Below are 25,902 nucleotides of genomic sequence, written 5' to 3'. Positions count from 1 at the left end.
GACATCAACCAACCTTTTCGCTGATCATGTCCCGCATCATGTTAATTCGATCACGGAAGTAGCTGGGGGTATTAGTGGCAGCGTCGACGGCTCGACGGAATTTTGAGTTCGAGAAGAGTTCTTGAACTCCTGCAATAATCTCTACGCTGTGCTCGCGCAAGGTTTCCTCGGAGAACTGGCTGACGGCAAAAATTTCGGCGTCGTACAAAGAGGCGAGCACCTGCCGACGCCAGGACTGCTTTTCGGGAGACCACCGCTGGAAGGCATTTTCGCCAAATGCTGCTCTTGCCTTCCTGACAGCAGCACGAAAGTGGGACCTAGAATCCTCCACCTCTTCGGCAGGCATATCATGATTAGTAGCCATGAAGGTATCGAGCTTACGACCCATTCCGCCAGCGAAAGTATCCCAATTTTGCCGAAATGTGAGGTACCGCAAGACAAACTCCGCGTCCCGCATCTCACTGTAAATAGCAGACCGATTCTTGTCTCGAATTCCGAGCAGCTTATGAAAGTCGCTCGTAACTGACTCTTCCAGAATCATGTCGTTCAACTTGCCCGGCCAGGCACTGTTTCTGATCTCTTGAGGATTGAGTCGAATGCCGCCAGTATTCAAACGCTGGAAGACCTGATACTTAATATCAGGGTCGGACTGGCGAAGAATGATAACCGCTCGCAAGTTGGCACGCGTCTCGAGGATGGTTTGAAGCGTTGTGGGTAGCTCATCAAATCGCAGACCGTTGGCTTCTCCAAAAACCGTCAGACCCGTAAGCGCAAATCGCCCGAAAAGAAAGTCGCTGATTGCGGTCAGGCGCTGCTTTCCGTCGATGACCGAATAGTGGCCATAGGCGTCTTCATTCAGGAAGATATTTGGGATCGGGACGTTCATCAAGAAAGACTCAATCAATTGAGACTTCCGATCATCCTTCCACCTATTTCGGCGCTGATAATTAGGAGAAAGGTCGATTTGCTTATTCTTCACCAAGTCTGTCAGGGAGCGCAAATTGTAGTCCAGGACGCTTGTGAGTAGATCTCTCTGCTTAGCCTCCCAAAAGCCGACCGGGTCTTCTTCGTATTCAGAATCGAGTTGATCTTCAGACTCCTCGATATCCCGACTGCTGTTGGATTCAAACTCGATCTGCTCCATTGTTCCCCTGCCACCTGACGGCTCATCAAAAGTGACCAACATCGTAGAGCATCAGAGTCCGATAGTGCAGGAGAACTTGGGCGCTGCTCTGCATTACCGTTCTGCGCTCAGGACGATGAGCGACCAGCTTCGGGGTGCCACAGCGAAGCGAGGAGAGACGTTCATGCCCTGAGGGGCTTGTGGACTGATGCCTTGATCCGTTCCTACCACCGAAGTCACGCCGTGGATGACCACTCAGGAGGAGGGCGGTCCTCCGAGCCTCAAGCCCATCGATGCTCGCTTCACGCAGATCCACAAAAGTGACCTCCCGTGACCGTGAGGCGCCTACGATCCGTCATAGGCGTCGAGGGGGGGGACCATGGGAGCCAGCGACAACACCATGTCGGGGAAGACCTGGATCGGCAAAAGCCGGCACGCCTTCTGCGTCAGGACGGTCCGGCACTTCGAAGCGCAGCAGCGCAGGGCGCTCGAGAGCGGCAACATCGAGGCGGCCGAACGGTACCGGCTCTGGGGACTCGGATTCCTCCACGAGACAGAGGAAATCGACACGGAGGCCGCACGGCTACGGGCGGCCCAGGACGAGGCCCAGCAGGCAGCCGCGGACGCGGAACGCCTGACCGCGCTGAAGAAGAAGCTTGGCATCACACCTCGTGCGAACGGCTCCGCATACCACCCCTTCCGCGGCGGCCTTCCCACTCTCGGCAAGGACCGTTGACGCGCAGGTGGGTACGAGGATGTGCCGGGTCCGCTCCGAGCCAGAGATGGGGCATCGGGCGCCCAGCCAGTGAGTGTCTAACTGCGTGACAACGTCGACGAAGACCGGCGAACCGGCGCGAACGCCTACGGACCATCAGTGCAGGTGAGCGCCGCACCAGCCCAAGGCAGCTCCCCCACCCAAGTTGCTTCGGGACGAAGAAGTCCGCGCTCCATCCCCTACGGCGATGGTCAAGCCTGGCCATTCAAGAGCAGTTGCAGGACCAGGTGTAGGCGAAGAACAGGGCTGCCGCAGCGAACGTGGTGGCCGTCATGCCGGCCAGTCGTTGGCGCCGCCCTGGCTTGGCGGGACGAAATAGCTCCCAGCCGCCATAGCCGAGGAAGGCCAGCAAGGCGCTACCTATACCGCCGGTGATGAGTGGGCTGCGCTCCCATCCCCAGACGAACGCCAGAGCCACACCTGCCATGGCAAGGCAGGCGATCACCGTCAGCACCACTTCCCCAGCGATCTCACCCAAGAGTTCTTTCAAGAAAGAGCCCACGCCGCGGATCACGCGCAGGACACGGCTCCGAGCCACAGGCACAGCCACACGCCCCCAGAGCCGGTCTCCAATGACCGGACCCTACGAGATCGCGACGCCTCGGGGAAGAGTGATCAAGGCCGTCTGTTCGGCGGCGCAGCAGCGCCGCGTGCACCGGCATCAGACTTGCGGACGTGGCGCCTGGCTGTTCAGTCTCGGTGTCAGACGTGCGCTGTACGGTCCGCTCCATGGCTGAGAGACCTACGACGGTGTGGCGCGAGGGCATTGCCGAGGAAGCTGGCGAGCTCGCCGCCGGCACCCTGGATCCGGAGTGCGGATGCATGGCCGAACTGTTTCCTGAAGACTTGCTGACGGAGACAGAAGTCGTCCTCGACGCCTTCGAACAGGACCTTGTCGGCCTGGCTGCGATGGACGATACGGAGGTCTTGGGTGTTGTGGAACGCGTTGTCCTGGCCCTGAACGCCGTGGACGAGGCCCACCACGGAAGCGCCTATGAGACTGATGAGCGTGAACTGTTGTGCGACTACATTGATCAGTCGCTGATCGAGCACGGCGTCGACGTCATCGCGCTGACCTCTCGTCATGGCCTCGGCAGGTACCAGATTACGGATCGGTGGCGGAAGTGGTGATGCTGACGCTCTTCGATCTCCCCGAGCCCGAGAAGCCGGAACATGCAGTCATCGCCCAGTACCGGCTGAGTGACGATCAGTACGGCTCACGAACCGAGCGCCAAGCGATTTTCGACGCCGAGCGGGCCATGGCTGCCGCGGTCGAGGAGGTGGGGGTCGGTGAGGTCGACGGGAACGGGTTCGGTGGAGGCGAGGTTGAGCTATTCGCCTACGGAGCGGACGCCGAAGCTCTCTTCAAGGTCATGGAGCCGACCCTTCGCAGTCTGCCGTTCAGGCCGGCGTACGTCGTCCTGCGACGGGGAAGCCGCGATAGGGAGTCCCGAGTGGACCTGTGATGCGGTAAAGCAGCGAAGTACAGCAACCCCAGCAACCGGCAGCACTTCACACCGGCTCGCATGGGCCCTCGGGCAACCTATATGACCTCCACTGACCGATCTCTGTAGAGCTACGGATCAGAAGGTTGCAGGTTCGAATCCTGCCGAGTGCACAGCACGTCAGAGGCCCTGTGGAGTGATCCACAGGGCCTCTGCTTTTTGCCTTGACGGCGGTGTTTGACGGCAACCGTCTTTACCCCTCAACGCATCGCCGACACGGTCGAACGCTGAGTGCTGCGAGTCGAGCCTTGCGAACGAGGTTGACCGCCGACCCGTACGCCTCCTGGAAGCTCCTGAGCGCGGCTGTGGCCCTGACCGGTGAGCCGGTCAGGGCCACAGCCGTATCTGTGAGAGCGAGGGGCGTCCGTGGGGCTCAGTGCAGGGCCAGTCAGGACGGGCCGGCCGGAGCACGCCCTACACCCTCGCCGTCACGTCATGCCGCAGGCGAGAGAGCGGTCAGTGGTGGTGGTGGCCACCGTGGTGGTGGCGGCCGCCCCAGGAGGCGGCGTCGATGAAGCGGTCGTGGTCGTTGCGCAGGGTGGCGGTGTCGGAGTAGTTGTCCCACACGTAGTTGTGGCGGTCCATGTACAGGTCGCTGTCGGTGTCGCGGCCCTCGCCGGTGTGGATGCGGACGGTGGCGCGGCCCTCAAGGCGGTAGTGGTCGAAGGTGTAGGTGCGGCCGTCCTCGTTCGTCAGGGTCCAGCCGTCGAGGTTGACCGTGTGGCGTGTGGTGTTGGTGAGCTCCACCCACTCCTTGTTCAGCGAGCGCCGCGAGCGGTCCTCGGGGCCGGGCGAGTCGTACTGGACCGAGCTGATCTCCACCTTCGGCCGGTCGGGCCGGGCGTGGTCGGCGGCCGACGCCGGCAGCGCCACCGCCCCGACGATCGCGGCGGCCGCGAGAGCGGCGGCGGACAGACGACGGGCGGTCACCGTGGAAGAAGACACAAGGCCCCCAGGCTGTACGGGCACCCGGCCGTCCCTGGGCCTTTGCGGGCCGGGCGGGACGGGCTGGTGCGGTGTGCGGGTGGCGGCCGGCTTGGCCGCGCATCCACACCATGGCCCCGGCGTGCAGGGTGTGAACGCTTTACGGGTGCTCCGTTACCGTTCGCCCATCTTGTCGTGACTCTCGCCTGTAACGTCCATTCATGCGCCATATGCACGAAGTTGACGCCCCGCCACCCCAACTCGCCGTACGGGTCCTTGGCCGGCCGCCGCGATCGCCGGGACGCGCCACCCCAGCAGCCGCTCACCCGCCACCCGAAAGTGCGTAACAGCTCCGGCCTCTTCCCGGCGTCGGCGCCTACGAGCGGCTGGTCACGCGCGGCCGGCGTGCTGCTGTGTTGGTCGGAGAAGACGATGAGCCGCCGATGACGCCGTCGGCGTGATGTCGCCCGGCAGCCGCAACCGCCGACGGGCAGGGAGGGCTCTCCCTTCGCACATCCACCCGCTGCTGGAGGAGACCGACATGACCATCGCTCTGGACCACCACACACCGCAGACCTTCGTCGACCCCTACGCCGTCGACCCGGCGCAGACCACCTGGCCTCCGGCCGCAGCCTCAGCAGGGCAGGACATGGACTACCTGCTCCCGCCGCCCAACCCCTCCGAGCGCCTCAACACCCTCTTCGACCCCCGCGACCAGCGTCGCCTGGCCCTGCACGCCACGCTGACCACCGCCGGTATCCCCCCGCGGCCCGAGGACCGCGACGCCATCGACCAGCTCAGCGCCCTGCCCGCCAGTATCAACACCACCCTGCAACGCTGGCTGAACCACACCTCGTGAAGCGGGCAGAAGCACGCGGAGCCCGTCCCGCTGCACGCGGACAGACCCAGAACCGAGCGCCGGGCAACCCTGCACACCGCCCGTGGACCTTTGACGCACAGCTGCACTTCGCCACGAAGTACGGAGGCCAGGCCTCCGAGTGACCTGCCAGAGATCGTCCCCAGTGTCCTGTCAGAGATCCCCGGCCACTTCGGCGTGATCGCCCTGCGCCCGGACGAACCCGAGCGTGATCCCCACCCTGTGCCACCCGGCTCTTGGTCACCCGTCACCGTCGACGACGCTTACGGGTTCCTGCGCGGTGCGCGATACGGCATGCCGTCCACGCCACGTCGACAGACCTGGCGGTGAGGCGACCGGCCCTCCGGCAACGCAAACGCGCCACATTCGCCCGCATGCGCACGTCGGTCATGTACATGCCTTTCCCGTCCCAGGGTGCTCCCTTAGGCTGCTCCGCCGGACGGCAGGTGTTACCGACGGTAGGGGAGACCGGTCATGGGGCGAACGGGCAGCACGCGACGCACCTTTGTGGTGGGGGCCGCCGCCGCAGGCGGGGCGGTGGCACTGGGCACCGGCACGGCGGCTTCAGCCGCACCGCCGCAGGGACGGCAGCAGGCCGTCGCCGTGCTCGGCGGTGGCGTGGCCGGACTGACCGCGGCGCATGAACTCGCCGAGCGGGGCTTCGCGGTGACCGTCTACGAGCGCCGGGCGCTCGGCGGCAAGGCCCGCTCCATGGACGTACCGGACAGCACGAAGGGAGGCCGCAAGCCACTGCCCGCGGAGCACGGGTTCCGCTTCATCCCGGGGATCTACCACAACCTCCCCGACACGATGCGGCGCATCCCCTTTCCCGGGAACGCGGGCGGCGTCCGGGACAACCTGATCGCACCGAAGGAGATGATGTTCGCGCGGAACAACGGCCGCGAGGATCTCCGGATACCCATCCCTGGGGAGAAGGAGCCCGCCGAGCTCACCCTCGACGACATCAGACGCGCTCTCACCGGCCTCCTGGAGACGGGATTCAATCTTCCTCTGCATGAGATCGCGTACTTCGTGAACCGCGCCGTCGTCTTCCTGACCAGTTGCGACGCACGCCGCAACTCCACCTGGGAAGACACCCCTTGGTGGACTTTCGTACGCGCCGGGCAGATGTCGAAGGAGTACCAGCGCATCCTCGCGGTCGGCATCACCCGCAACATCGTCGCCACCAAGGCCGAGGTGGCCAGCACCCGTACGGTCGGCACCCTCGGCGAGGCCTTCGTGTTCAACGCGCTCGGCCGGGGTGCGGACGGCCCACCCGATCGGATCCTCAACGCACCGACCAATGAGGCCTGGATCGACCCCTGGGTGGCTCATCTCAGGTCCCTGGGAGTGGAGTTCCGTATCGGCTGGACCGTGCACGAGGTGAGGCTGGGTGGAGACGGGCTGGTCTCGGAGGCCGTCATCGAGGATGCGGGCGGCGTCCTTCGCTCCGTCACCGCCGATCACTATGTCTCCGCCATGCCGGTGGAGCACGCGCGTCGCACCTGGAGTGCCGGATTACGGGCGGCCGAACCGCAGTTGGCACGCTGCGACGAGTTGCAGACCGACTGGATGACGGGCATTCAGTTCTATCTGACCGAGACGCCGCCCCTGGTGCAGGGCCACTTCAACTGCATCGACTCGCCATGGTCGCTGACCGCGATCGCCCAGGCCCGGCACTGGCCAGGGCGGGACTTCGCCGCCGACTACGGCGACGGCGTGGCCGAGGAGTGTCTGTCGGTGGACATTTCCGAGTGGGACAAGCCCGGCGTCCTGTACGGCAAAACGGCCAAACAGTGCACCCGCGAGGAGGTCGCACGCGAGGTGTGGGCACAGCTCAAGGACGCACTCAACGACACCGGCCGGACAGTGCTGCGCGACGGCACGCTGCACTCGTGGTTCCTGGACCCCGGAGTGGACGGGATCGGCACTCCGCATCCGACCAACGAGGACGAGCTGCTGATCCACCCCGTGGGCACGCTGTACAACCGCCCTTCGGCCAGGACCACGGTCCCGAACTTCTTCCTGTCCGGGGACTACGTCGCCGTGGACATCGACCTCGCCACCATGGAGGGCGCGAACGCCTCGGCCCGTCAGGCGGTCAATGCCCTTTTGGATCAGGCAGGTTCGAGTGCGCCGCGCTGCACGGTCACCCCGCTGTTCAGGCCGCCGGAGCTCGAGAGCCTCAAGCGCCACGACCACTTCCGCTTCAAGGCCGGCCTGCCGAATGTGTTCGACCTGGGGTGATCCAGTCGGGTTCGAGACCGGCGAGCGCGGGGAGCTGTGCGACTACATCGACGAGTCGCTCGCGGAGCGCGGCCTGGACGGGTCCAGATCAGCGCGTGTCGGCGTCCGTGCTGGTGCAGCTTTCCCAGGCGCCGGGCTCCACCTCAGTGGTGGAGCCCGGCGTCTGGTGTGTCACTTCCTGACGGTGAAGTACTGCCATGCGCCCCATGTGCTGAGGTTGCCGGTGTCCTTGGTGCTGTGGACGTACTCGGCTCGCATACGCAACCTGCGGACGTCGAACTCTGTCCAGCAGCCGCGGAGCGCTGCGGATGGGCCGTACATGTAGTGCCGCCTTGCCGGCTGCATCGGACCAGGCACCCGTGCAGAGCGGAGGTCAACTCGTTTGACACGGTCGTGGGGTTGTGAGGTGATCCACGGAACTGGACTGCTGGGAGAGTTGATGTGTCGTACGTGGTCGTGACGCTTGCCGGTGCGGAGACGCCCGGGGAGCATCTTCAGCCGGCTGTCTCTTTCTCCTGCCTGCCCTGTTCAACCTCGTTGTCGCGATATGGGAGCTGATCCGATGACCAACTCCGTCGATCACGAACTCGTTCAGGCCGCCGCCGAAGTCGCCCGTACGCGCTGCCGGGGTGACAACCACACCGTGGCTGCCGCGGGGCGCGCTCGGGACGGGCGGATCGTCACCGCGGTGAACGCCTATCACTTCACCGGAGGGCCCTGCGCCGAGCTGGTCCTCATCGGGGCGGCGGCCGCGCAGGGTGTCTACGAGCTGGACACCATCGTTGCCGTGGGTGACCGCGACCGCGGGGTCATCCCTCCGTGCGGCCGGTGCCGGCAGGCCCTGCTCGACTACTTCCCCCGCATCGGGGTCGTCGTCGGTGAGGGCGACCGGATCCGGACCGTCCCCGTCACCTCTCTGCTGCCCGAGAGCTATGTCTGGGCCGACCACCAGCTCGACTCCGAGTGAATCGACGTCAACCTCGTTGATCTCCTACGGCAGTTGCCGCCAGGCCGTGGAACGCCTCTGTGGTGTGTGGGTGGGCGATCCCGTCCAGCAGGTGGCGCCAGTCGGGGTCTGGTCGCGGCGGACATCAGGGGGTTCATGGGAGGTCCTTCCCGGAGGAGTGTCGTGCTTCTACGATGCCGTCGGACCCGGCGTCAGGACATGCGGCCCGCCGCCCGATCTGCGGTGGGGACAGCTGTACCCGCCGGGGGTTGCCACCCCTTCCGGCCCCGCACCCGCCCCCTTCCGGCCAAGCTTCTCGAGCGGCATTGTCGTACCCCTCTGCGATCGTTGAGCCCATGGGCGAGCTGGTGGACCGGGTGGATGAGAACGACCTCGTCATCGGGGTGGTGGACCGGGCGGAGGCCATCGAGAAGAGGTGGCTGCACCGGGTCGCGACCACTGTCTGCCGTGATCCGCTGGGCCGGATACTCGTCCATCGGCGGTCGTACGAGATGTCCCGGTTCCCTGGGCAGTACAACTGGCTGATCGGCGGGGCCGCCGAGGCCGGGGAGTCGTACGAGCAGGCCGCCGCCCGTGAACTCGGTGAGGAGCTGGGGGTGTTCGGGGTGCCGGTGCGGCCTGTCCTCCGGTTCCTGTGCGAGGGGGAGATCAGCCCCTACTGGCTCGGTGTGCATGAGGCCGTCGTCAGCGGGGTGCTCGTGCCGGATCCGGGCGAGATCGCTTGGTACGGGTGGCTCGGGGAGGGCGAGCTGCTGGAGGCGGTCGGACGGGGGGAGTTCGTGTCCGACGGGGTGGAGGCGTTGCGGCGGTATCTGGAGCGCCGGCGCTGACGGGCCCGGACGTCGAACGCCGGGGTCCGGGCGGGCTCGGACACCCCGGCCCCGGACGGCATCCCCTCAGCAGGCCGTGCTCACCGCCGGCCGGGGCAGCAGCGGCCGGGGGAGGGCGGTGCGGTGGACCGGGGGGTGGGGAGCACGGGTGGTGGTGAAGACATACAGGCGCAGTACCAGGAAGCGACCGACGCCGGCCATCGCGGAGGCGGTGAGGTAGACCGTCTGCTCCGTGAGCAGGGTCGGGGCCGCCTGAGCCGTGTGCAGGAGGAACATCGCGGCACAGGTCATCGCGTACGCGGCGGCCGCCGAGCCGGAGGACTGGAGGTGCCTGCGCAGGCCCGCGCGGCGGCCCGTGCCGAAGGTGAACAGGGCGTGCAGCTCGGTGCACAGGAGCGTGGAGACCACCGTGATCACGGCGTTCGCGACCGCCCACGGCAGCGTCATGGCCGCCATCGGTACGGCGAAGCTGGACAGCACACCGACCCCGCCGCCGCAGACGACGAAGCGCACGAAGGAAGCGAGGGTTCCGGGAGCCGCCTGGGACGGGGACCGGGACGGGGACGGGGACGGGAGCGTAGAGAGGGACGGGGACGGGGACGGGGACGGGGACGGGAACGTAGAGAGGGACGGGGACGGGGACTTTGTGGTGTCGGCCGTCTGCGGCTCCATCGTGGGGGTCCCTCCGGTTCGTCGCGAGTCCGTCGGCCTCGTCGGCTGCTTCCGCTTCGCCGGCTTCGCGATCTGCCGACCCCGGTGGATCGGCTGAGATCAACGATGCCGTCGCGCGAGCGCCGGATCGATGGAGTGCCCTCCCCGATCGAAGGTAGGGCTGGCTCCACCCCCGTGGTGGGGGGTCCCCGCCACCCCTGGCGGTTCAGTCCCCAACACCCCTCGCGGTACCTGCGAGTTCCCGGTCGGTTCCCCGCTACTCGCCCCCGGCGTCCTTGGCACGCAGTTCCTCGATGTAAGCGAGTGCCAAGTTGGTCGTGCGGCTGAACCAGTCGTGGAGTACGGCGATTTCGTCGGCGGAGTACTCGGCGAAGACGGCGTCGAGGCGGTCGTAGTACGGCTGGTAGAGGGCGACGACCTTGGCCACGGCCTCGGGGCGCGCGGCGACCCGGACGCGGCGGCGGTCGGTGGGGTCGGGGACGCGGGTGACGTAACCGCCGCGTTCGAGGCGGTTGAGGATGCCGGTGACCGCGCCGGTCGTGACGTGGGCCTGTTCGGCGATGTCGCCCGCCGTGAGGAGGTCCTCGCCCGCCCTCAGGACGTAGGCGAAGGACAGCAGGTCGGTGACGTTCACACCCAGCCGCTGGGCCATCTCCTGCTGGCCGAGGTGGGCCGTGGCGATGAAGAAGTCCATCGCCTCCAGCGCCTGGGCCGCGGTGGCGGCGGGGCGGGGCTCGGCGGGGTGGGGCTCGGCCGGCATCGGAATCCTGATTCCCTTAGCGTGTGAGAGGTTTCTGCGTTAAATTTCTTAGGACGTGAGAGAAATGGTGGAGGAGGAGAGGATCTGTGAGCGCACATCAGTATGACGAGGGGCACACGGTCGCGGGCTGGACCGGCTTCGGCATCGCGACGGTGGGGACGGCTGTGGCAGGGCTGGGCGTGTGCCTGGTCTCCGGCGCGCTGATCGTCGGCGGTCTCGCCGTCGTCGGGGTGAGCGTCCTGGTCACCTGGGCCCTGCACCTGTCCGGCTGGGGCAAGCCGCCGGGGCGCCGGCCGCGCGAGGAGTGGGGCATGCGGGTCCGGGACTCCAGCGCGCGGGAGGGGCACGAAGAGTGTGTCGGGTGCCGGATCGCGGGGCGGAGGAGAGGGCGGCCGAGCGCCACTGCGGTCGGAGCGGGGGCGGCGCCGGGAGCGGGAGGGGAGGCGAGGGTCGCTGCGGAGCCGGTCGCTGCGGAGTCCGCCGGCTGAACCGGCCCTGATCGTGGCTCGGCCTCGCGGCTCCGATCCCGGCACGGATCGCGGCTCCGTTCGGCCCGGGCCCCACCTCCGACCAACCCCCCAGCCCCGATCGCGGCTCCGATCCCGGCCCGGGCCCCGCCTTCGCCCGCAGCCCCCTCCCAGCCCCGACCCCGACGGCACCCCCCTCCAACCGCAGGCCAGACCGCGCTCTGGGGTTGCAGAAGGGGCCAACCCCCAGCCGCCCCGCACGCCCAACCCCCGTTGTCAGTGGTCCCCCCTACCCTCGTCAGAGATGGCACAGGCATGGAAGTGCGCGGGGCTGCGATGGTCGGCCGATGGTCCCGTGCTGCGGTGGGACGGTGGGCGGCGCAGTGCGCTGACCTGGGGGAAGCGGGTGGCCTTCGGGGTCGCTGAAGGGGGTGTGCGGACATGCGTGGGAGCGCGGGGGCACGCGTGTGCGGCGCGGGTCGCGGTGTCGGGGCGGAGCACCGGGGCGCGGTGCGAGGAGTGCGCGCGGCTGGACCGGGCGCACTCGGTGGCCGCGGACACCCTCGCGGACGACCCACGGCCCTACCGGGTATACCTCGCGTGGTTCGGGCCCGGCATGGTCAAGGTCGGCATCACGGCATACGAACGTGGCTCCGCGCGGCTGCTGGAACAGGGAGCCGTCTGTTTCAGCTGGCTCGGCACCGGCCCGCTCATGGCGGCCCGGCGCACCGAGGAACTGCTGCGGGCCGCGCTCGCGGTGCCGGACCGTGTTCCCTACGGCGACAAGCGGGCCGTACGGTCGTCCCTGCCGGCCTCGGCCGCTGAACGGGCCGCCGAGATCGCCGAGTTGCACGCCCGGGCCCGCACGCTGGGCGGCTGGCCGGAGTCCCTGGAGCGGGCGCCGTACGAACCGGTCGACCATGTCCAGGTCTTCGGTCTCGCGGGTCTGCCCGCCGCCGCGGGCGAGGTGAGGGGGCTCGTGGCCGGCGGGTCGGTGGGGGGCCGGCTCCTCGCGGCAGCGGGGCCAGACCTGCATCTGGAGACGGCGGGCAAGGGGGTCGTCGTACTGGACACCCGACTGATGACGGGCTGGGACCTGGTTCCGGCCGAGGGCGCGGAAAACACCGTTCCTATAAGGGAGTTCAAGCAGGCGCAGGGTATGCAGGACGGGCTGTTCTGACCTGCGGCAGAGGCGTCTCGGCGGTCCGGGGAGACGCATCTCGGCGCTGAGGCCGACCCCCGACGCCCCGGCTCCGCGCCCCGGCTCCGCATCCCGGTTCGGGCCGGTGTGGAACAAGGGATTCCCAGGGGTTCCCTGAGAGGCGCCTGTGCGTTTCTCAGGGAAATCACAGATTGCCGCAAGGGTGCTCTCAGGGGGCACCGACATCGTGTTCCCATGACCACGACCTCGCCCCAGGGGCGCACCGAACTGCTGAGGCCGGACGGGAGCCCCGTCCGAGTGCTTGTGGTGGACGACGAGCTGTCGATCACCGAACTGCTGTCCATGGCCCTGCGCTACGAGGGCTGGCAGATCCGCAGCGCGGGAGACGGCACGGGTGCCGTGCAGACCGCACGGGACTTCCGGCCCGACGCCGTCGTCCTCGACATGATGCTGCCGGACATGGACGGGCTGGCCGTGCTCGGCCGGCTGCGTCGTGAGCTGCCGGACGTGCCGGTGCTGTTCCTGACGGCCAAGGACGCCGTCGAGGACCGTATCGCCGGGCTCACCGCGGGTGGGGACGACTACGTCACCAAGCCGTTCAGCCTCGAAGAGGTCGTGGCCCGGCTGCGCGGGCTGATCCGGCGGTCCGGTGCGGCCGACCGGCGGTCCGAGTCCGTGCTGGTCGTCGGCGACCTCACCCTCGACGAGGACAGCCACGAGGTCTCGCGGGCCGGGGACAACATCCACCTCACCGCGACCGAGTTCGAACTCCTGCGGTTCCTGATGCGCAATCCCCGGCGGGTGCTGAGCAAGGCGCAGATCCTGGACCGGGTGTGGTCGTACGACTTCGGCGGCCAGGCCAACGTCGTCGAGCTGTACATCTCGTATCTGCGCCGGAAGATCGACGCGGGACGGGAGCCGATGATCCACACCCGGCGCGGCGCCGGTTATCTGATCAAGCCCGCCGCCTCATGAGCGGACGACGACGGCCGCGGGCGCAGAAGCGGGCAGGGCGAGCAGGAAAGCCGCGCACGCTGCGGACGCGGCTCGTCGTCGCGTCCGTGGTGCTGATCGCCGTGGTCTGCTCGGTGATCGGCACGGTGACCACGCTGGCGCTGCGGTCCCATCTGTACGACCAACTGAGCGGCAAGCTGAACGAGGCCGCGTCGCGGGCGGCGCCCCGCGAACTCCCGCCGGAGCAGCCCGACAACGGCGGCAACGACAGGAACAGGCCCCTCGGGCAGGGCAACCGGCCGAAAAGCCCTGCCAATTTCGTCATCGGCCCGGGGCCGGACGGCACGATCGCGGCCAAGGTGGAGGGGGGCCGGATCACCGATGCCAAGCGCGGGGTGAAGTCCGGCTCCGACCAGAACTTCGCGATGACCGCCAAGAGCCTCACGGCCGCCCAGATCAAGGTGCTCAGCGCGGTCCCCAAGGACAACAGCCAGCACAAGGTCGAGCTCCCCGGCATCGGCGACTACCTCGTCCGGTACGCGTCCAACGACACCTCCGCCTACTACGTCGCCGTTCCCACCAAGGACATCGACGCCACCGTGGACACCCTGATCCTCGTCGAGGTCAGCGTCACCGCCGCCGGGCTCGGGGCCGCCGTCATCGCCGGATACGTGCTGGTCGGGCTCGCCACCCGCCCTCTGCGCAGGGTCGCCCACACCGCCACCCGGGTCTCCGAACTCCCGCTGCACACCGGCGAGGTGAACCTCAGCGAGCGGGTGCCGGAGGCGGAGTGCGATCCGCACACCGAGGTCGGTCAGGTCGGTTCCGCGCTGAACAGGATGCTGGACCACGTCCACGGCGCCCTGCACGCCCGGCAGCAGAGCGAGATGCGGGTACGGCAGTTCGTCGCGGACGCCAGTCATGAGCTGAGGACCCCGCTCGCCTCCATCCGCGGCTACGCCGAGCTGACCAGACGCGGCAGGGAGGCGGTCGGCCCCGACACCCGGCACGCGCTCGGCCGCATCGAGTCCGAGGCGGGCCGGATGACCCTGCTCGTGGAGGACCTGCTGCTGCTCGCGCGCCTGGACGCGGGGCGGCCGCTCCAGTTCGAGCAGACGGACCTGATCCCGCTGGTCGTGGACACCATCAGCGACGCCCGCGCGGCCGGCATGGACCACAACTGGCGCCTGGACCTGCCCGACGAACCCGCACTGGTCTCCGGCGACGCGGCGCGTCTCCAGCAGGTGCTCATCAACCTGCTCGGCAACGCCCGCAAGCACACGCCGGAGGGGACCACCGTCACGGCACGCGTGCAGCGACGCGGACCGTGGATGTGCGTGGAGGTCGAGGACAACGGCCAGGGCATCCCGCCGGACCTGCTCCCGCACGTCTTCGAACGGTTCGCGCGCGGTGACTCCTCGCGCTCCCGGGCCTCGGGCTCCACCGGGCTCGGCCTCGCCATCGTGCAGGCCGTGGCGATGGCGCACGGCGGTGCCGTGACCGTCGACAGCGTGCCCGGGCGCACGGTCTTCACCCTGCACCTGCCCGCCGTCGGTCCCGCGACCCCGCGTCCGGCGCCCGAAACGAACTGGCAATCGCACTCACAGGCACAGCACAGCGCCGCCATATGGGTGCAACAGGGGGCTTGACCAGAGTCGTTCCCATGCGAACCGACTCTTCTCCCGGCACCCTGCCGGCGCGGGAGCACCTCCCGGCCGGCGACGCCGGTACGCCTGTCCTGGACGTAGTGATCCCCGTCTACAACGAGGAGAAGGACCTCCAGCCGTGTGTGCTGAGACTGCACGAGCACCTCAGGCGCACGTTCCCGTACGCGTTCCGCATCACCATCGCGGACAACGCGTCCACGGACACCACGCCCCTGGTGTCGCGGCGGCTGGAGGCGGAGATCCCCGAGGTCAGGGCCTTCCGGCTGGAGCAGAAGGGCCGCGGCCGTGCCCTGCGGACCGTCTGGTCCGCCTCGGACGCCCCCGTCCTCGCCTACATGGACGTCGACCTGTCCACCGACCTCAACGCGCTGCTGCCGCTCGTGGCCCCGCTGATCTCGGGCCACTCCGACCTGGCGATCGGCTCCCGGCTGGCCCGCAGTTCCCGGGTCGTGCGCGGCCCCAAGCGCGAGTTCATCTCCCGCGCCTACAACCTGATCCTGCGCGGCTCGCTGCAAGCCCGTTTCTCCGACGCACAGTGCGGCTTCAAGGCCATCCGGCGGGACGTGGCCCAGGTCCTGCTGCCGCTCGTCGAGGACACCGGCTGGTTCTTCGACACCGAGATGCTGGTCATCGCCGAGCGCGCGGGCCTGCGTATCCACGAAGTGCCCGTCGACTGGGTCGACGACCCGGACTCCACCGTCCACATCGTCAGGACGGCGACCGAGGACCTCAAGGGCGTGTGGCGGGTGGGCAAGGCGCTCGCGACCGGCGCGCTGCCGCTGGACCGGATCGCCCGCCCGTTCGGCGACGACCCGCGCGACCGTGACGTCCAGGACGTGCCGAAGGGGCTGGCCCGCCAGCTCGTCGGATTCTGTGTCGTCGGCGGGCTGTCCACCCTCTTCTACCTGCTGCTGTACAGCGTCTTCCGGCAGTTCTGCGGCTCCCAGATCGCCAACGCGCTGGCCCTGCTGGTCTCGGCGGTCGCCAACACCGCCGCCAACCGGCGGCTGACCTTCGGAGTGCGCGGGCGGGGCGGCGCCGTCCGGCACCAGGCGCAGGGCCTGGTCGTCTTCGGCATCGGCCTCGCACTGACCAGCGGCTCCCTCGCCGCGCTCGACGCGGCCACCAGCGACCCGGCGCACTCCACCGAGCTGGCGGTGCTGATCGCCGCCAACCTCGCGGCGACCGTGCTGCGGTTCCTGCTCTTCCGGGCCTGGGTGTTCCCCGAGCGGGACGAGAACCCGTCACGGTCCACGGTGGTGACGACGCACACGCCCTCCACCACGCCGTCCGCCACACCGGCCTACGGCACACAGCAGCCGTACGCCCCGCTGCCCACGCGCCCGACGGCGAACCACTACGCCACCGCGCCGCACACTCCGTACACGCCGTACAACCCGCAGTCCTCGTACACCCCTCAGACCCCGTACACCCCGCAGTCCCCGTACGACGCCACCGTGCCGTCGCAGCAGGTGTGGCCCACCGACACCGACCCGAGGAACTCCTGATGACCACGCAGACCGATCATTCGACCCGGCAGGGTTCCGGATGGGGTCCGGCGGTGACCGTGACGGACGTACAGGACGTCGCTCCCCCGGCCCCGGAGTCCGGTGAACCCCAACAGCCCTTCGCCCGCAGACTGTGGCGCGGCCGTCCCGAGGACCCCCGCTGGGCACGCCCCGCGTTCTGGGGCCTGCTGCTGGCCACCGCCGCCCTCTACTTCTACAACCTGAGCGCCTCCGGCTACGCCAACTCCTTCTACTCGGCGGCCGTCCAGGCCGGCACCAAGAGCTGGAAGGCGATGTTCTTCGGCTCGCTGGACGCGGGCAACGCCATCACCGTCGACAAGCCCTCGGCGTTCCTGTGGCCGATGGAGATCGCGGCCAGGATCTTCGGTCTGAACTCCTGGACGATCCTCGGCCCCGAGGTCCTCATGGGCGTCGGCACGGTCGCCGTCGTCTACGCCTCCGTAAGGCGCCGCTTCGGTCCCGGGGCAGGTCTGATCGCGGGCGCGGTGCTCGCGCTCACCCCCGTCGCCGCGCTGATGTTCCGGTTCAACAACCCGGACGCGATGCTGGCCCTGCTGATGGCGCTGGCCTGCTACTTCGTCGTACGGGCCGTCGAGGACGGCAGGACGCGGTGGCTGGTGTGGGCGGGGGCGGCGATCGGCTTCGCGTTCCTCGCGAAGACCTTGCAGGCTTTCCTGATCCTGCCGGCGCTGGCGTTCGTGTACGCGGCGGTCGGCCCGCACAGGCTGAAGAAGCGGATCGGGCAACTGGCGCTCGCGACGGTCGCGTTGGTCGTATCCGGCGGCTGGTGGGTCGCGGTCGTCGAGCTGTGGCCCGCCTCCTCGCGCCCTTACATCGGCGGCTCCCAGAACAACTCGTTCCTTGAACTGACCTTCGGCTACAACGGACTTGGCCGCCTCAACGGCGAGGAGACCGGCAGCGTCGGCGGCGGGGGCGGTGGCGGCACCGGCCAGTGGGGCGAGACCGGCTGGAACCGGATGTTCAACTCCGAGATCGGCGGCCAGATCTCGTGGCTGCTGCCGGCCGCACTGATCCTGCTGGTCGCGGGCCTGGTGGCCACGCGCAAGCTCAAGCGGACCTCCGCCACCCGCGGTGCGTTCCTCGTCTGGGGCGGCTCGCTGCTGATCACCCTGGTGGTCTTCAGCTTCATGGCGGGCATCTTCCACCAGTACTACACGATCGCCCTCGCCCCCTACATCGCCGCCGTGGTCGGCATGGGCGCCGGAATCCTGTGGGAGAAGCGCGCCGGGACATGGGCCTCGCTCACCCTCGCGGCCGCGATGGTGGCCGCTGCGGCCTGGGGGTACGCCCTCCTCAACCGCACCCCCGACTACCTTCCCTGGCTGAAGTGGCTGGTCCTGATCGGCGGTCTGGTCGCCGCGCTCGGCCTGATCTTCGTGGCCCGGCTCGGCCGGCAACTGGCGCTCGGGGTCGCGGCCCTGGGCATCGTGGCCGCGCTGGCCGGTCCGACGGCGTACACCCTGAGCACGGTGAACTCCGCGCACACCGGCTCCATTCCGACGGCGGGCCCGGCGGGCGCGAGCATGATGGGCTTCGGTGGAGGCGGCGGCCGGGGCGGAGGCCCTGGCGGCGGTGGCGGCATGGGCGGCTTCGGCGGCCAGAACCAGCAGAACGGGAACGCGAACGGGAACGCGAACGGCAATACGCAGGGTCAGGGCCAGAGCCAGCAGGGTCAGGGCTTCCCGGGCGGCGGCATGCCGGGCCAGAACGGCACCACGCAAGGCAACGGCACCACCCGGAACCAGCTGGGCGGTCTGGGTGAGCTCGGCGGCATGCGCGGGGGTGGCGCCGGCGGACTGCTCAACGGCGCGACCGTCTCCTCCGAGGCCAAGAAGCTGCTCCAGGCCGACGCGGACGACTACACCTGGGCGGCGGCCGCGATCGGCGCCCAGAACGCGGCGAGCTACCAGCTGGCCTCCGACGAGTCCGTGATGGCGATCGGCGGCTTCAACGGCACCGACCCGTCCCCGACGCTGGCCCAGTTCAAGAAGTACGTGGAGGACGGCAAGATCCACTACTTCATCTCCAGCGGCACCGGCGGCGGTATGGGCGGCAGCAGCAGCGGTACGTCCTCGCAGATCACGAGCTGGGTCGAGGCCAACTTCAAGAAGGTGACGGTCGGTTCGGCCACCTTCTACGACCTCACCCAGAAGTCGAGCAGCTGACGGTTCTGCCAGGAGGGGGGCGGTGACATCGGTCGCCGCCCCCTTCGTCGCACGGCGGGAAAGTGTGTTGTACGCCGTATAAGAACTGTTCTACGGTGTACAACATGACCGCCCCCGCCACTGCACCCGTCCCCGTCACCCAGGGCCACCCCCAGCGCTGGCTGATCCTCGGCGTCATCTGTCTCGCCCAGCTGACCGTGCTTCTCGACAACACGATCCTGAACGTGGCGATCCCCTCGCTCACCCGCGAACTGGGCGCCGCGACCTCCGACATCCAGTGGATGATCAACGCGTACTCGCTGGTCCAGTCGGGGCTCCTGCTCACCGCCGGCAGCGCCGCCGACCGCTACGGCCGCAAGAAGATGCTGGCCGCCGGCCTGGTCCTGTTCGGTCTTGGCTCACTGGTCGCGGGCCTCGCGGACTCGACCGCCCAACTCATCGCGGCACGGGCCGGAATGGGCGTCGGCGGGGCGCTGCTGATGACCACCACGCTCGCCGTGGCGATGCAGATCTTCGCGCCCGATGAGCAGCCGAGGGCGATCGGCATCTGGGCGGCGGTGAACTCCCTGGGCTTCGCGACCGGCCCCCTCCTGGGCGGCTTCATGCTGAACCACTTCTGGTGGGGTGCGATCTTCCTGATCAACCTGCCGGTCGCCGCGCTCGCGCTGGTCGCGGTGGTGGTCCTGGTCCCCGAGTCCAAAAACCCGCAGGGCAACCACCCCGACCTGCTCGGCGCCCTGCTCTCCACGATCGGTATGACCTCCCTGGTGTTCGCGATCATCTCCGGCCCCGAGCACGGCTGGACGTCGGGCCGGGTGCTGACTCCGGCGGCCGTGGCGGTCGTGGTCCTCGCCGCGTTCGCGTGGTGGGAGAACCGGATCCCGCACCCCATGCTCGACATGCACTTCTTCCGCGACCGCCGCTTCACCGGCGCGGTGGCGGGCGCGGTGCTGATCACCTTCGGCATGGGCGGCTCGCTGTTCCTGCTCACCCAGCACATGCAGTTCGTCCTCGGCTACGGCCCCCTGGAGGCGGGCCTGCGCACGGCACCGCTCGCGCTGATGATCGTGGCCCTCAACTTCACGGGCCTGTCGGCGAAGTGGTCGGCCCGCCTCGGCACCCCGCTCTCCATCGGGCTCGGCATGGCGGTGATGGCGGCGGGCCTGGCCTCGATCGCCACACTCACCGGCCATGGGTACCCGGGCACGCTGCTCGGGCTGGTGCTGATCGGTGCGGGGGCGGCGGTCGCGAGCCCCGCGATGGCCCACGCCATCATGAGCGCGATTCCGCGGGAGAAGGCCGGCGTGGGCGCGGGGATCAACGGCACGGTGGCGGAGTTCGGGCAGGGGCTGGGCGTCGCGGTGCTGGGCGCGGTGCTGAACTCCCGGTTCGCGGCGGGGATCTCGGTGGCCGCGGTGTCCCTGCCGGGGGCGTTGGCGCAGGCGGGGTCGGGGTCGGAGAGGGCACGGATCACGGAGGCGTTCGCCTCCGGGCTGGAGAGCAGTCAGCTGGTGGGGGCGGTGGCGGTGTTGCTGGGCGGGGTGGTGGCGGGGGTGTTGTTGCGGCGGGCGGAGCGGGAGACAGTCGCCTGAGGGGGTGGGGGCGACGTTGCGTCGGAGGCTGCTGGTCCGTTGTGGTGTCTCGCGCAGTTCCCCGCGCCCCTTAAGTTGGAAGGCACCTGGCATCTTTGCCAGTCGACGGAGTTCTTGGAAGGTGCGCCATGGCTAACGCAGGCCCAAATGCCTCAGGCCGGACCAGTGTCTGGCTGGAAGGCAAGGTGCGCCGGAGCGGGCGGGGCGGGGGGCAGCCCTCGGGGCTGGACCGGGAGCGGATCACCGAGGCCACCGTACGGCTGCTCGACACCGACGGCCTGGCCAAGTTCTCCATGCGCCGGCTGGCCACCGGGCTGAACGTGACCGCGATGTCCGTCTACTGGTACGTCGACACCAAGGACGACCTGCTCGAACTCGCCCTGGACGCGGCCTTCGGCGGTCTCGATCTGCCGGACCCGGAGGCCGACGAGGACTGGCGGGAGCAGCTGCGCACGATCGCGAGGGAGTACCGGGGTCTGCTGGTCCGCCACCCCTGGGTCTCCCCGCTGGCCGGCACTTTTCTCAACATCGGCCCCAACTCCCTTGCGCTGTCCCGGATCGTGCACCGGGTCATCCGCAGGTCCGGTCTGCCCGCACACGGCATCACGGGCGCGATCTCGGCCGTCTTCCAGTTCGTCTACGGCTTCGGCACCATCGAGGGCCACTTCATCGCCCGCGCGGGCCAGGCCGGCATGACCCAGGACGCCTACTTCCGCCACGCGATGGCCTCGGCGACCCGGTCCCCCGACGCCGCCGAGATCCTCAAGGAGAACGAGGAGATCATGACGGCGAGGGGCGGCGACACGGTCGAGGACATGAGAGACAGGGACTTCACGTTCGCCTTGGACCTACTCGTGGCAGGCATCGAAACGATGGTGAGGGCAACTCCCCAGGGGCGCGGGGAACTGCGCGACCAGCCACAGTGAAACCGCACCCGCCGACGAACGAGAAGTCCCCGAGTTATCAGGCCAACCTGGCAGGGAACCCGCCGGTGGCAACCGGCCCCCACCGTTCCGGCGTGACCCGAATGATCGACTTCCCCTGCCGCACCATCGCCGAACGGTACTCGTCCCAGTCCGGGTGCTCCCCGGAGATGTTCCGGAAGTACTCCACCAGCGGCTCCACGGACTCCGGCGAGTCGATGACCTCCGCGGTCCCGTCGACCTGCACCCACGGCCCGTCCCAGTCGTCGCTCAGCACGACCACGCTCACCCGGGGATCCCGCTTCGCGTTCCGCGTCTTCGCCCGCTCGGGATACGTCGACACGACGATCCGCCCCGAGTCGTCGACCCCACAGGTCAGCGGCGAGGCCTGCGGCGACCCGTCCGCCCGCCGCGTCAGCAGAAGCGCCCGATGCCGGGGCCGCACGAAGTCCAGCAGCTCGTCCAGGGAGACAGACGTGTTGGTCGCAATGTTCGGTGCCATGAGCTCAGCCTAGTTGGAGCCCCACGGCACACCAGCGCACGGCGGTCAGCGTCCCGCGGCCGGCCCCCGATCACCCCCCCACCTCACCCCCGCGGCAACGACTCCCCCTGTACCGCCTGCACATCCAGCTCGACCTTCAGTGTCGTGCCGATTGCCGCGATTCCCGCCTGTACGACCTGGTTGTAGTTCATGGCGAAGTCCTCCCGTCGCAGCTGCGTGGTCGCCTTGAAGGCGGCCCGGGTCCCGCCCCAGGGGTCCGCGCCCGTGCCCAGGTAGGCGAGGTCCAGGTCGACCGGCCGTACGACGCCGCGCATCGCCAGCTCGCCCCGAACGGTCCAGCGGTCCGTGCCGGCCACGACAAGGTCCGTCGACCGGTAGGTGATCTCCGGGTACCGCTCCACGTCCAGGAAGTCCGCCGAGCGCAGGTGGTCGTCCCGCATCGCGTTCCCGGTGTCGATGGAGGCCGCCCGGATGACCGCCTCCACCCGGGACTTGGTCACGTCGTCCGGGGCGACCTCGATCGCCGCGGTGAAGTCGGTGAAGCGGCCGTGGACGCTGGAGATGCCCAGGTGCTGGGCGACCGCGCCCACGCTGGAGTGGGCCGGGTCCACGGTCCAGGGGCCGGGCGGCGGCAGTTCCGCGCCGCCGACCCGGGCCAGCGTGACCGTGCCGACCTCGGCCCGGCCGCTCGCGGTGACGATCGCGCTGGAGGCGGTGGGCGCGTACCCGACGGCCGTGACGATGACGGTGTACGGCCCCGGCTCCAGCGGGGTCCCGTCCCGTACCGCCCCCTCCGCGTCCGCCTCCGCGCGCAGCACCTGCGTGCCGGTCATGTCGGTCACCGTGACGACCGCGTGCGACACGGCCCATCCGTCACGGGTTCGGATCCTCGCGGTCAGTGGCATGTCTGAGAACTCCTCGAAGAAGACCGGCCCGTGGCGGGCGCGCGCCTCCGCTCGGAGCGCACGTCCCCCGCCACGGGCCGGAGTGGGTGGAACTACTCGCCGGGGTGGGCGAGTTCGATGTCGTGTCCGTCGACCGCGGGGCCGTTCACCGTCAGGGCCGTGGCCTGCGGCGGGTAGCCCGTGGCGATGACCGTGTACTCGCCGCCGTCCAGGTCGGTGAAGGCGTACGCCCCGTCCGTCCCGGTGGTGGCGGTGCCGACCACGTTGCCGGCGGCGTCCACGAGGGTGACCCGGGCGTCGGCCAGCGGGCCGTGCGGGGCCCGGACGACACCCTGGAGGCGGGCGCCCGAATCCAGGTCCACCTCGATGCGGGTGACTCCGGTGCCGCCGACCTCGACCGGCAGCGCGCGCGGCCGGAACCCGGCGGCGTTGACCGCGACGGTCACGGCACCCGGCACCAGCTCGCCGAAGGCGAACTCGCCCTGCTCACCGGTGGTCCCGGTGGCCAGCAGGTCGCCGCGCACATCGGTGACGATCACCATGGCGTCCTTGACCGGCTCCCCGCTCTGCGCGGCCCGCACGAGGCCGTTCAGCCCGCTGGTGCCGCTGAGGAGGATGTCGTAGGCGACCGGCTCGCCGCCCACCAGGACGGTGGACGCCTGCGGCTGGAACCCGTCCGCGGAGGCGATCAGGACGTACGACCCGACACCGGGCGCGTCGACCGCGTAGGACCCGTCGGCCTGGGCGACCGAGCGGCCCAGCTGCTGTCCCGCAAGGGAGATCAGCGTGACCGCGGCCTGAGGGACCGGGACGCCCTCGTTGCCGCGCACGAAGCCGCGGACCGGGATGGCGCCGGAGCCTTCACCGGAGGCCTCCGGACGGGCCAGGGTGGCCACGGCGGACAGCCGCTGGGTGCCGTCGGGGGCGGTTTCGGTGTCCGAGGTGACGGTCTCGGTGGCCGCCCAGCTCGGGGTGTGCCCGGCGGCAGCGGTCTCCACCGCAGCCTCGGAGGGCGCCGAAGCGGGAGCCTCTTCCGCGGCCTGCGCCAGCGCGCCCTTCGTCCGCAGCGGGACCTCCTTGATGAACAGCGTGATCAGGAACGCGACGGCCGCGAGGGCGCCGGCGATCAGGAACACGTCGGCGATGCCGTGGCCGTAGGAGCTCTCCATGAGCGTGCGCAGCGGAGCGGGCAGCTTGGCCAGGTCCGGGATGCTGTCGGTGGAGGAGCTCGAACCGGCCAGGGCGGCCCGGTACTTCGGGTCGAGGGCGGCGACGCCGTCCGAGACGTAGTGGGTGATCCGGTGGGACATGACCGCGCCCAGCGCCGAGACGCCGACCGCACCGCCCAGGGACCGGAAGAAGGTGACCGTGGAGCTGGCCGAGCCGAGGTCGGACGGGTCGACCTGGTTCTGGGTGCAGAGCACCAGGTTCTGCATCATCATGCCGATGCCGAGACCCAGCAGGGCCATGAAGATCGACATCTTCCAGTAGGCCGTGTCGTACCGGATGGTGCCCAGCAGGCCGAGCCCGGCCGTCACGAGGACGCCACCGCTGACCAGCCATGCCTTCCAGCGGCCGGTGCGGGTGATGAACTGCCCGGAGACGGTGGAGGAGATGAAGAGTCCGCCGATCATCGGGATGGTCATGACGCCGGACATCGTCGGGGACTTGTCGCGGGCCAGCTGGAAGTACTGGCTGAAGAAGACCGTGCCGGTGAACATCGCGACACCGACGAACAGCGAGGCCAGTGAGGCGAGGGTGATCGTGCGGTTCCTGAACAGCCGCAGCGGGATGATCGGCTCGCTCGCCTTGGACTCGATCAGCACGAACAGCAGACCGAGGACGATCGAGCCGCCGACCATCGTGTACGTCTGCCACGACAGCCAGTCGTACTTGTCACCGGCGAAGGTGACCCAGACCAGCAGCAGCGAGACGGCGGCGGCGATGGCGGTGGCGCCGCCCCAGTCGACCTTGACCTCCCGCTTGACCACGGGCAGGTGCAGGGTCTTCTGGAGCACGATCAGGGCGACGACGGCGAACGGGACGCCGACGTAGAAGCACCAGCGCCAGCCCAGCCACGAGGTGTCGGTGATGACACCGCCGAGCAGCGGGCCGCCGACGGTGGCGACGGCGAAGGTCGCGCCGAGGTAACCGGAGTACCGGCCGCGCTCACGCGGGGAGATCATCGCGGCCATGACGATCTGCGCGAGTGCGGACAGACCGCCGACGCCGATGCCCTGGACGACGCGGCAGGCGATCAGCATGCCGGCGTTCTGCGACAGACCCGCGGCCGCGGAGCCCAGCACGTAGATGACGAGCGCTATCTGGACGAGCGCCTTCTTGCTGTACAGGTCCGCGAGCTTGCCCCACAGGGGGGTGGCCGCGGTCATCGACAGCAGGGCGGCGGTGACGACCCAGGTGTAGGCGGACTGGCCGCCGCCGAGGTCGCTGATGATGTGCGGGAGCGCGTTGGTGACGATCGTGGACGACAGGATCGCCACGAACATGCCGAGCAGCAGGCCGGAGATGGCTTCCATGATCTGCCGGTGCGTCATGGGGCCGTGCTCGCCGGAGCCTCCTCCGTGCTTGGCGTGTGCCCGCACACCGGCTGGTGTGGTCGTTGCCATGGGCTTCCTTCTCTTACGTGGTGATCGCGGGTGTACGGGTGGTCTGTTCGAGTACGGGGGGTGCGGGCGGCCGGGGTTCGGGGCCGTGCACGCGGGTGTCGTCGAAGCTCGCGCGCAGCCGTGCCATCAGGGCGGTCAGCTGGGCCACCTCGTCGTCGCTCCAGTCGCCGAGCCGCTCGGAGAGCATCAGGCAGGTGCGCCGCGACAGCTGGTCCAGGAGCGCCCGGCCGGCCGGGGTCAGCCTGAGGATGCGCGAGCGGCGGTCCGCCGGGTCGGGGGAGCGCTCGATCCAGCCGCGCTCGACCACGTGGGTCACATGGCGGCTGGTCACGGACATGTCCACGGCGAGCAGCTCGGAGAGCCTGCTCATGCGCATGTCTCCGTAGCGCCCGAGCAGGGTCAGCACGGCGGCGGAACCGGCGGGGCAGTCGGACGGCATCATCCGCCCCATCTCCCGCTTCACGGCTCCGAAGGCGCTGAACTGGCGGATCAGCTCCTCGTATCGCGCCTGCTCGGCCATCACACCTCCCGTATTCGTTGCTTTGGGCAACCATAGGCTTGCTTGGTTGCTACAGGCAAATAAAACGAGGTGAGTGCGGCATAAAAACTTGGCAAAGGCAAGTATTGCGAACGTAAACCGGCACGTGAGACCCCCTGGGGCCCCCGTCGCCCCCGCACTTGGGCCCCATCGCCGGATTCGCTAGGGTC

At 69.0% G+C, this 25,902-nt stretch carries 25 protein-coding genes; 15 read left to right on the top strand and 10 right to left on the bottom strand.

Features of this window, described 5'->3' with window-relative positions; genetic code table 11:
• Positions 1 to 4 precede the first annotated feature (4 nt).
• Positions 5 to 1,144, bottom strand: a complete 1,140-nt coding sequence (locus IF54_RS41175; RefSeq protein ID WP_159002145.1) for a DUF262 domain-containing protein — start codon at positions 1,142 to 1,144, stop codon at positions 5 to 7.
• 358 nt (positions 1,145 to 1,502) lie between these two features.
• On the opposite strand from IF54_RS41175, the gene IF54_RS0116875 reads away from it, so the two are divergent.
• Positions 1,503 to 1,859, top strand: coding sequence for a hypothetical protein (locus tag IF54_RS0116875; RefSeq protein ID WP_030319322.1), 357 nt, complete (start codon positions 1,503 to 1,505; stop codon positions 1,857 to 1,859).
• A gap of 244 nt (positions 1,860 to 2,103) precedes the next feature.
• Here the strand turns inward: IF54_RS0116875 and IF54_RS0116870 are convergent, their stop codons facing one another.
• Positions 2,104 to 2,412: a hypothetical protein gene (locus tag IF54_RS0116870; RefSeq protein WP_051735459.1), complete on the bottom strand. Its 309-nt coding sequence runs from the start codon at positions 2,410 to 2,412 to the stop codon at positions 2,104 to 2,106.
• 215 nt (positions 2,413 to 2,627) lie between these two features.
• Here IF54_RS0116870 and IF54_RS0116865 point away from each other — a divergent pair, with 215 nt between their 5' ends.
• Both IF54_RS0116865 and IF54_RS0116860 read left to right on the top strand, forming a co-directional pair.
• Positions 2,628 to 3,029: a hypothetical protein gene (locus IF54_RS0116865; RefSeq protein ID WP_030319318.1), complete on the top strand. Its 402-nt coding sequence runs from the start codon at positions 2,628 to 2,630 to the stop codon at positions 3,027 to 3,029.
• Positions 3,029 to 3,364, top strand: a complete 336-nt coding sequence (locus tag IF54_RS0116860) for a hypothetical protein (protein ID WP_030319313.1) — start codon at positions 3,029 to 3,031, stop codon at positions 3,362 to 3,364. The genes IF54_RS0116865 and IF54_RS0116860 overlap by 1 nt, the downstream gene beginning before the upstream one ends.
• A 495-nt stretch (positions 3,365 to 3,859) precedes the next feature.
• On the opposite strand, the gene IF54_RS0116855 is transcribed toward IF54_RS0116860, so the two are convergent.
• Entirely contained in the window at positions 3,860 to 4,333 is a 474-nt protein-coding gene (locus tag IF54_RS0116855) for a lamin tail domain-containing protein (protein WP_030319312.1), read from the bottom strand.
• A 535-nt stretch (positions 4,334 to 4,868) separates the two neighbouring features.
• Here IF54_RS0116855 and IF54_RS39625 point away from each other — a divergent pair.
• Complete coding sequence (locus IF54_RS39625) at positions 4,869 to 5,186, top strand: hypothetical protein (protein ID WP_037820094.1); 318 nt, start codon at positions 4,869 to 4,871, stop codon at positions 5,184 to 5,186.
• Positions 5,187 to 5,678: 492 nt separating this feature from the next.
• Positions 5,679 to 7,451 (top strand): hydroxysqualene dehydroxylase, encoded by a 1,773-nt coding sequence (locus IF54_RS0116845; protein WP_030319308.1) that lies wholly within the window; start codon positions 5,679 to 5,681, stop codon positions 7,449 to 7,451.
• A 171-nt stretch (positions 7,452 to 7,622) separates the two neighbouring features.
• Here IF54_RS0116845 and IF54_RS42705 read toward each other — a convergent pair whose 3' ends face one another.
• Positions 7,623 to 7,772: a hypothetical protein gene (locus IF54_RS42705; RefSeq protein WP_159002143.1), complete on the bottom strand. Its 150-nt coding sequence runs from the start codon at positions 7,770 to 7,772 to the stop codon at positions 7,623 to 7,625.
• Between the two features lie 241 nt (positions 7,773 to 8,013).
• On the opposite strand from IF54_RS42705, the gene IF54_RS0116835 reads away from it, so the two are divergent.
• Positions 8,014 to 8,418: a cytidine deaminase family protein gene (locus tag IF54_RS0116835; RefSeq protein WP_030319305.1), complete on the top strand. Its 405-nt coding sequence runs from the start codon at positions 8,014 to 8,016 to the stop codon at positions 8,416 to 8,418.
• Positions 8,419 to 8,753: 335 nt separating this feature from the next.
• Positions 8,754 to 9,248, top strand: a complete 495-nt coding sequence (locus IF54_RS0116830) for an NUDIX hydrolase (RefSeq protein WP_030319303.1) — start codon at positions 8,754 to 8,756, stop codon at positions 9,246 to 9,248.
• Between the two features lie 66 nt (positions 9,249 to 9,314).
• Here IF54_RS0116830 and IF54_RS0116825 read toward each other — a convergent pair whose 3' ends face one another.
• Both IF54_RS0116825 and IF54_RS0116820 read right to left on the bottom strand, forming a co-directional pair.
• Positions 9,315 to 9,761 carry a hypothetical protein gene (locus IF54_RS0116825; RefSeq protein WP_078852001.1) on the bottom strand — a complete coding sequence of 149 codons (447 nt, stop codon included), beginning with the start codon at positions 9,759 to 9,761 and terminating at the stop codon, positions 9,315 to 9,317.
• A gap of 415 nt (positions 9,762 to 10,176) precedes the next feature.
• The gene (locus IF54_RS0116820) at positions 10,177 to 10,680 is read right to left on the bottom strand and encodes a MarR family winged helix-turn-helix transcriptional regulator (protein ID WP_030319299.1); all 504 of its coding nucleotides are present in this window, start codon (positions 10,678 to 10,680) and stop codon (positions 10,177 to 10,179) included.
• An 86-nt stretch (positions 10,681 to 10,766) separates the two neighbouring features.
• Between IF54_RS0116820 and IF54_RS0116815 the strand changes: the two genes are divergently transcribed.
• The 8 genes from IF54_RS0116815 to IF54_RS0116780 all read left to right on the top strand — a co-directional run bounded on the left by IF54_RS0116815 (position 10,767) and on the right by IF54_RS0116780 (position 21,163).
• Positions 10,767 to 11,168 carry an HGxxPAAW family protein gene (locus tag IF54_RS0116815; protein ID WP_030319297.1) on the top strand — a complete coding sequence of 134 codons (402 nt, stop codon included), beginning with the start codon at positions 10,767 to 10,769 and terminating at the stop codon, positions 11,166 to 11,168.
• Positions 11,169 to 11,451: 283 nt separating this feature from the next.
• A complete protein-coding gene (locus IF54_RS0116810) occupies positions 11,452 to 12,327 on the top strand; it encodes a DUF2797 domain-containing protein (RefSeq protein ID WP_078852000.1) in 876 nt (291 codons plus the stop codon).
• Positions 12,328 to 12,543: 216 nt separating this feature from the next.
• Positions 12,544 to 13,284 carry a response regulator transcription factor gene (locus IF54_RS0116805; protein ID WP_030319293.1) on the top strand — a complete coding sequence of 247 codons (741 nt, stop codon included), beginning with the start codon at positions 12,544 to 12,546 and terminating at the stop codon, positions 13,282 to 13,284.
• Positions 13,281 to 14,912, top strand: a complete 1,632-nt coding sequence (locus IF54_RS0116800; RefSeq protein ID WP_030319291.1) for a sensor histidine kinase — start codon at positions 13,281 to 13,283, stop codon at positions 14,910 to 14,912. Before IF54_RS0116805 ends, IF54_RS0116800 begins: the two co-directional genes overlap by 4 nt.
• Positions 14,913 to 14,926: 14 nt before the next feature.
• Positions 14,927 to 16,438 carry a bifunctional glycosyltransferase family 2/GtrA family protein gene (locus IF54_RS0116795; protein WP_030319289.1) on the top strand — a complete coding sequence of 504 codons (1,512 nt, stop codon included), beginning with the start codon at positions 14,927 to 14,929 and terminating at the stop codon, positions 16,436 to 16,438.
• On the top strand, positions 16,438 to 18,645 hold the full coding sequence (locus tag IF54_RS0116790) for a glycosyltransferase family 39 protein (protein ID WP_030319287.1): 2,208 nt from the start codon (positions 16,438 to 16,440) through the stop codon (positions 18,643 to 18,645). Before IF54_RS0116795 ends, IF54_RS0116790 begins: the two co-directional genes overlap by 1 nt.
• A 104-nt stretch (positions 18,646 to 18,749) precedes the next feature.
• Positions 18,750 to 20,237 (top strand): MFS transporter, encoded by a 1,488-nt coding sequence (locus tag IF54_RS0116785; protein ID WP_107047845.1) that lies wholly within the window; start codon positions 18,750 to 18,752, stop codon positions 20,235 to 20,237.
• 128 nt (positions 20,238 to 20,365) lie between these two features.
• Entirely contained in the window at positions 20,366 to 21,163 is a 798-nt protein-coding gene (locus IF54_RS0116780; protein WP_030319283.1) for a TetR/AcrR family transcriptional regulator, read from the top strand.
• Positions 21,164 to 21,200: 37 nt separating this feature from the next.
• On the opposite strand, the gene IF54_RS0116775 is transcribed toward IF54_RS0116780, so the two are convergent.
• The 4 genes from IF54_RS0116775 to IF54_RS0116760 all read right to left on the bottom strand — a co-directional run bounded on the left by IF54_RS0116775 (position 21,201) and on the right by IF54_RS0116760 (position 25,714).
• A complete protein-coding gene (locus IF54_RS0116775; protein WP_030319281.1) occupies positions 21,201 to 21,662 on the bottom strand; it encodes a PPOX class F420-dependent oxidoreductase in 462 nt (153 codons plus the stop codon).
• A gap of 83 nt (positions 21,663 to 21,745) precedes the next feature.
• Positions 21,746 to 22,567 (bottom strand): YceI family protein, encoded by an 822-nt coding sequence (locus IF54_RS0116770; protein ID WP_030319277.1) that lies wholly within the window; start codon positions 22,565 to 22,567, stop codon positions 21,746 to 21,748.
• A gap of 92 nt (positions 22,568 to 22,659) precedes the next feature.
• Positions 22,660 to 25,194, bottom strand: coding sequence for an MFS transporter (locus IF54_RS0116765; RefSeq protein ID WP_030319271.1), 2,535 nt, complete (start codon positions 25,192 to 25,194; stop codon positions 22,660 to 22,662).
• A 13-nt stretch (positions 25,195 to 25,207) separates the two neighbouring features.
• The gene (locus IF54_RS0116760; RefSeq protein ID WP_030319269.1) at positions 25,208 to 25,714 is read right to left on the bottom strand and encodes a MarR family winged helix-turn-helix transcriptional regulator; all 507 of its coding nucleotides are present in this window, start codon (positions 25,712 to 25,714) and stop codon (positions 25,208 to 25,210) included.
• Between the last annotated feature and the right edge of the window lie 188 nt (positions 25,715 to 25,902).

The sequence above is a fragment of the Streptomyces sp. NRRL B-3229 genome, assembly GCF_000719505.1.
Taxonomy (GTDB): domain Bacteria; phylum Actinomycetota; class Actinomycetes; order Streptomycetales; family Streptomycetaceae; genus Streptomyces; species Streptomyces griseorubiginosus.
This window is presented reverse-complemented; position numbering and strand designations above follow the sequence as displayed.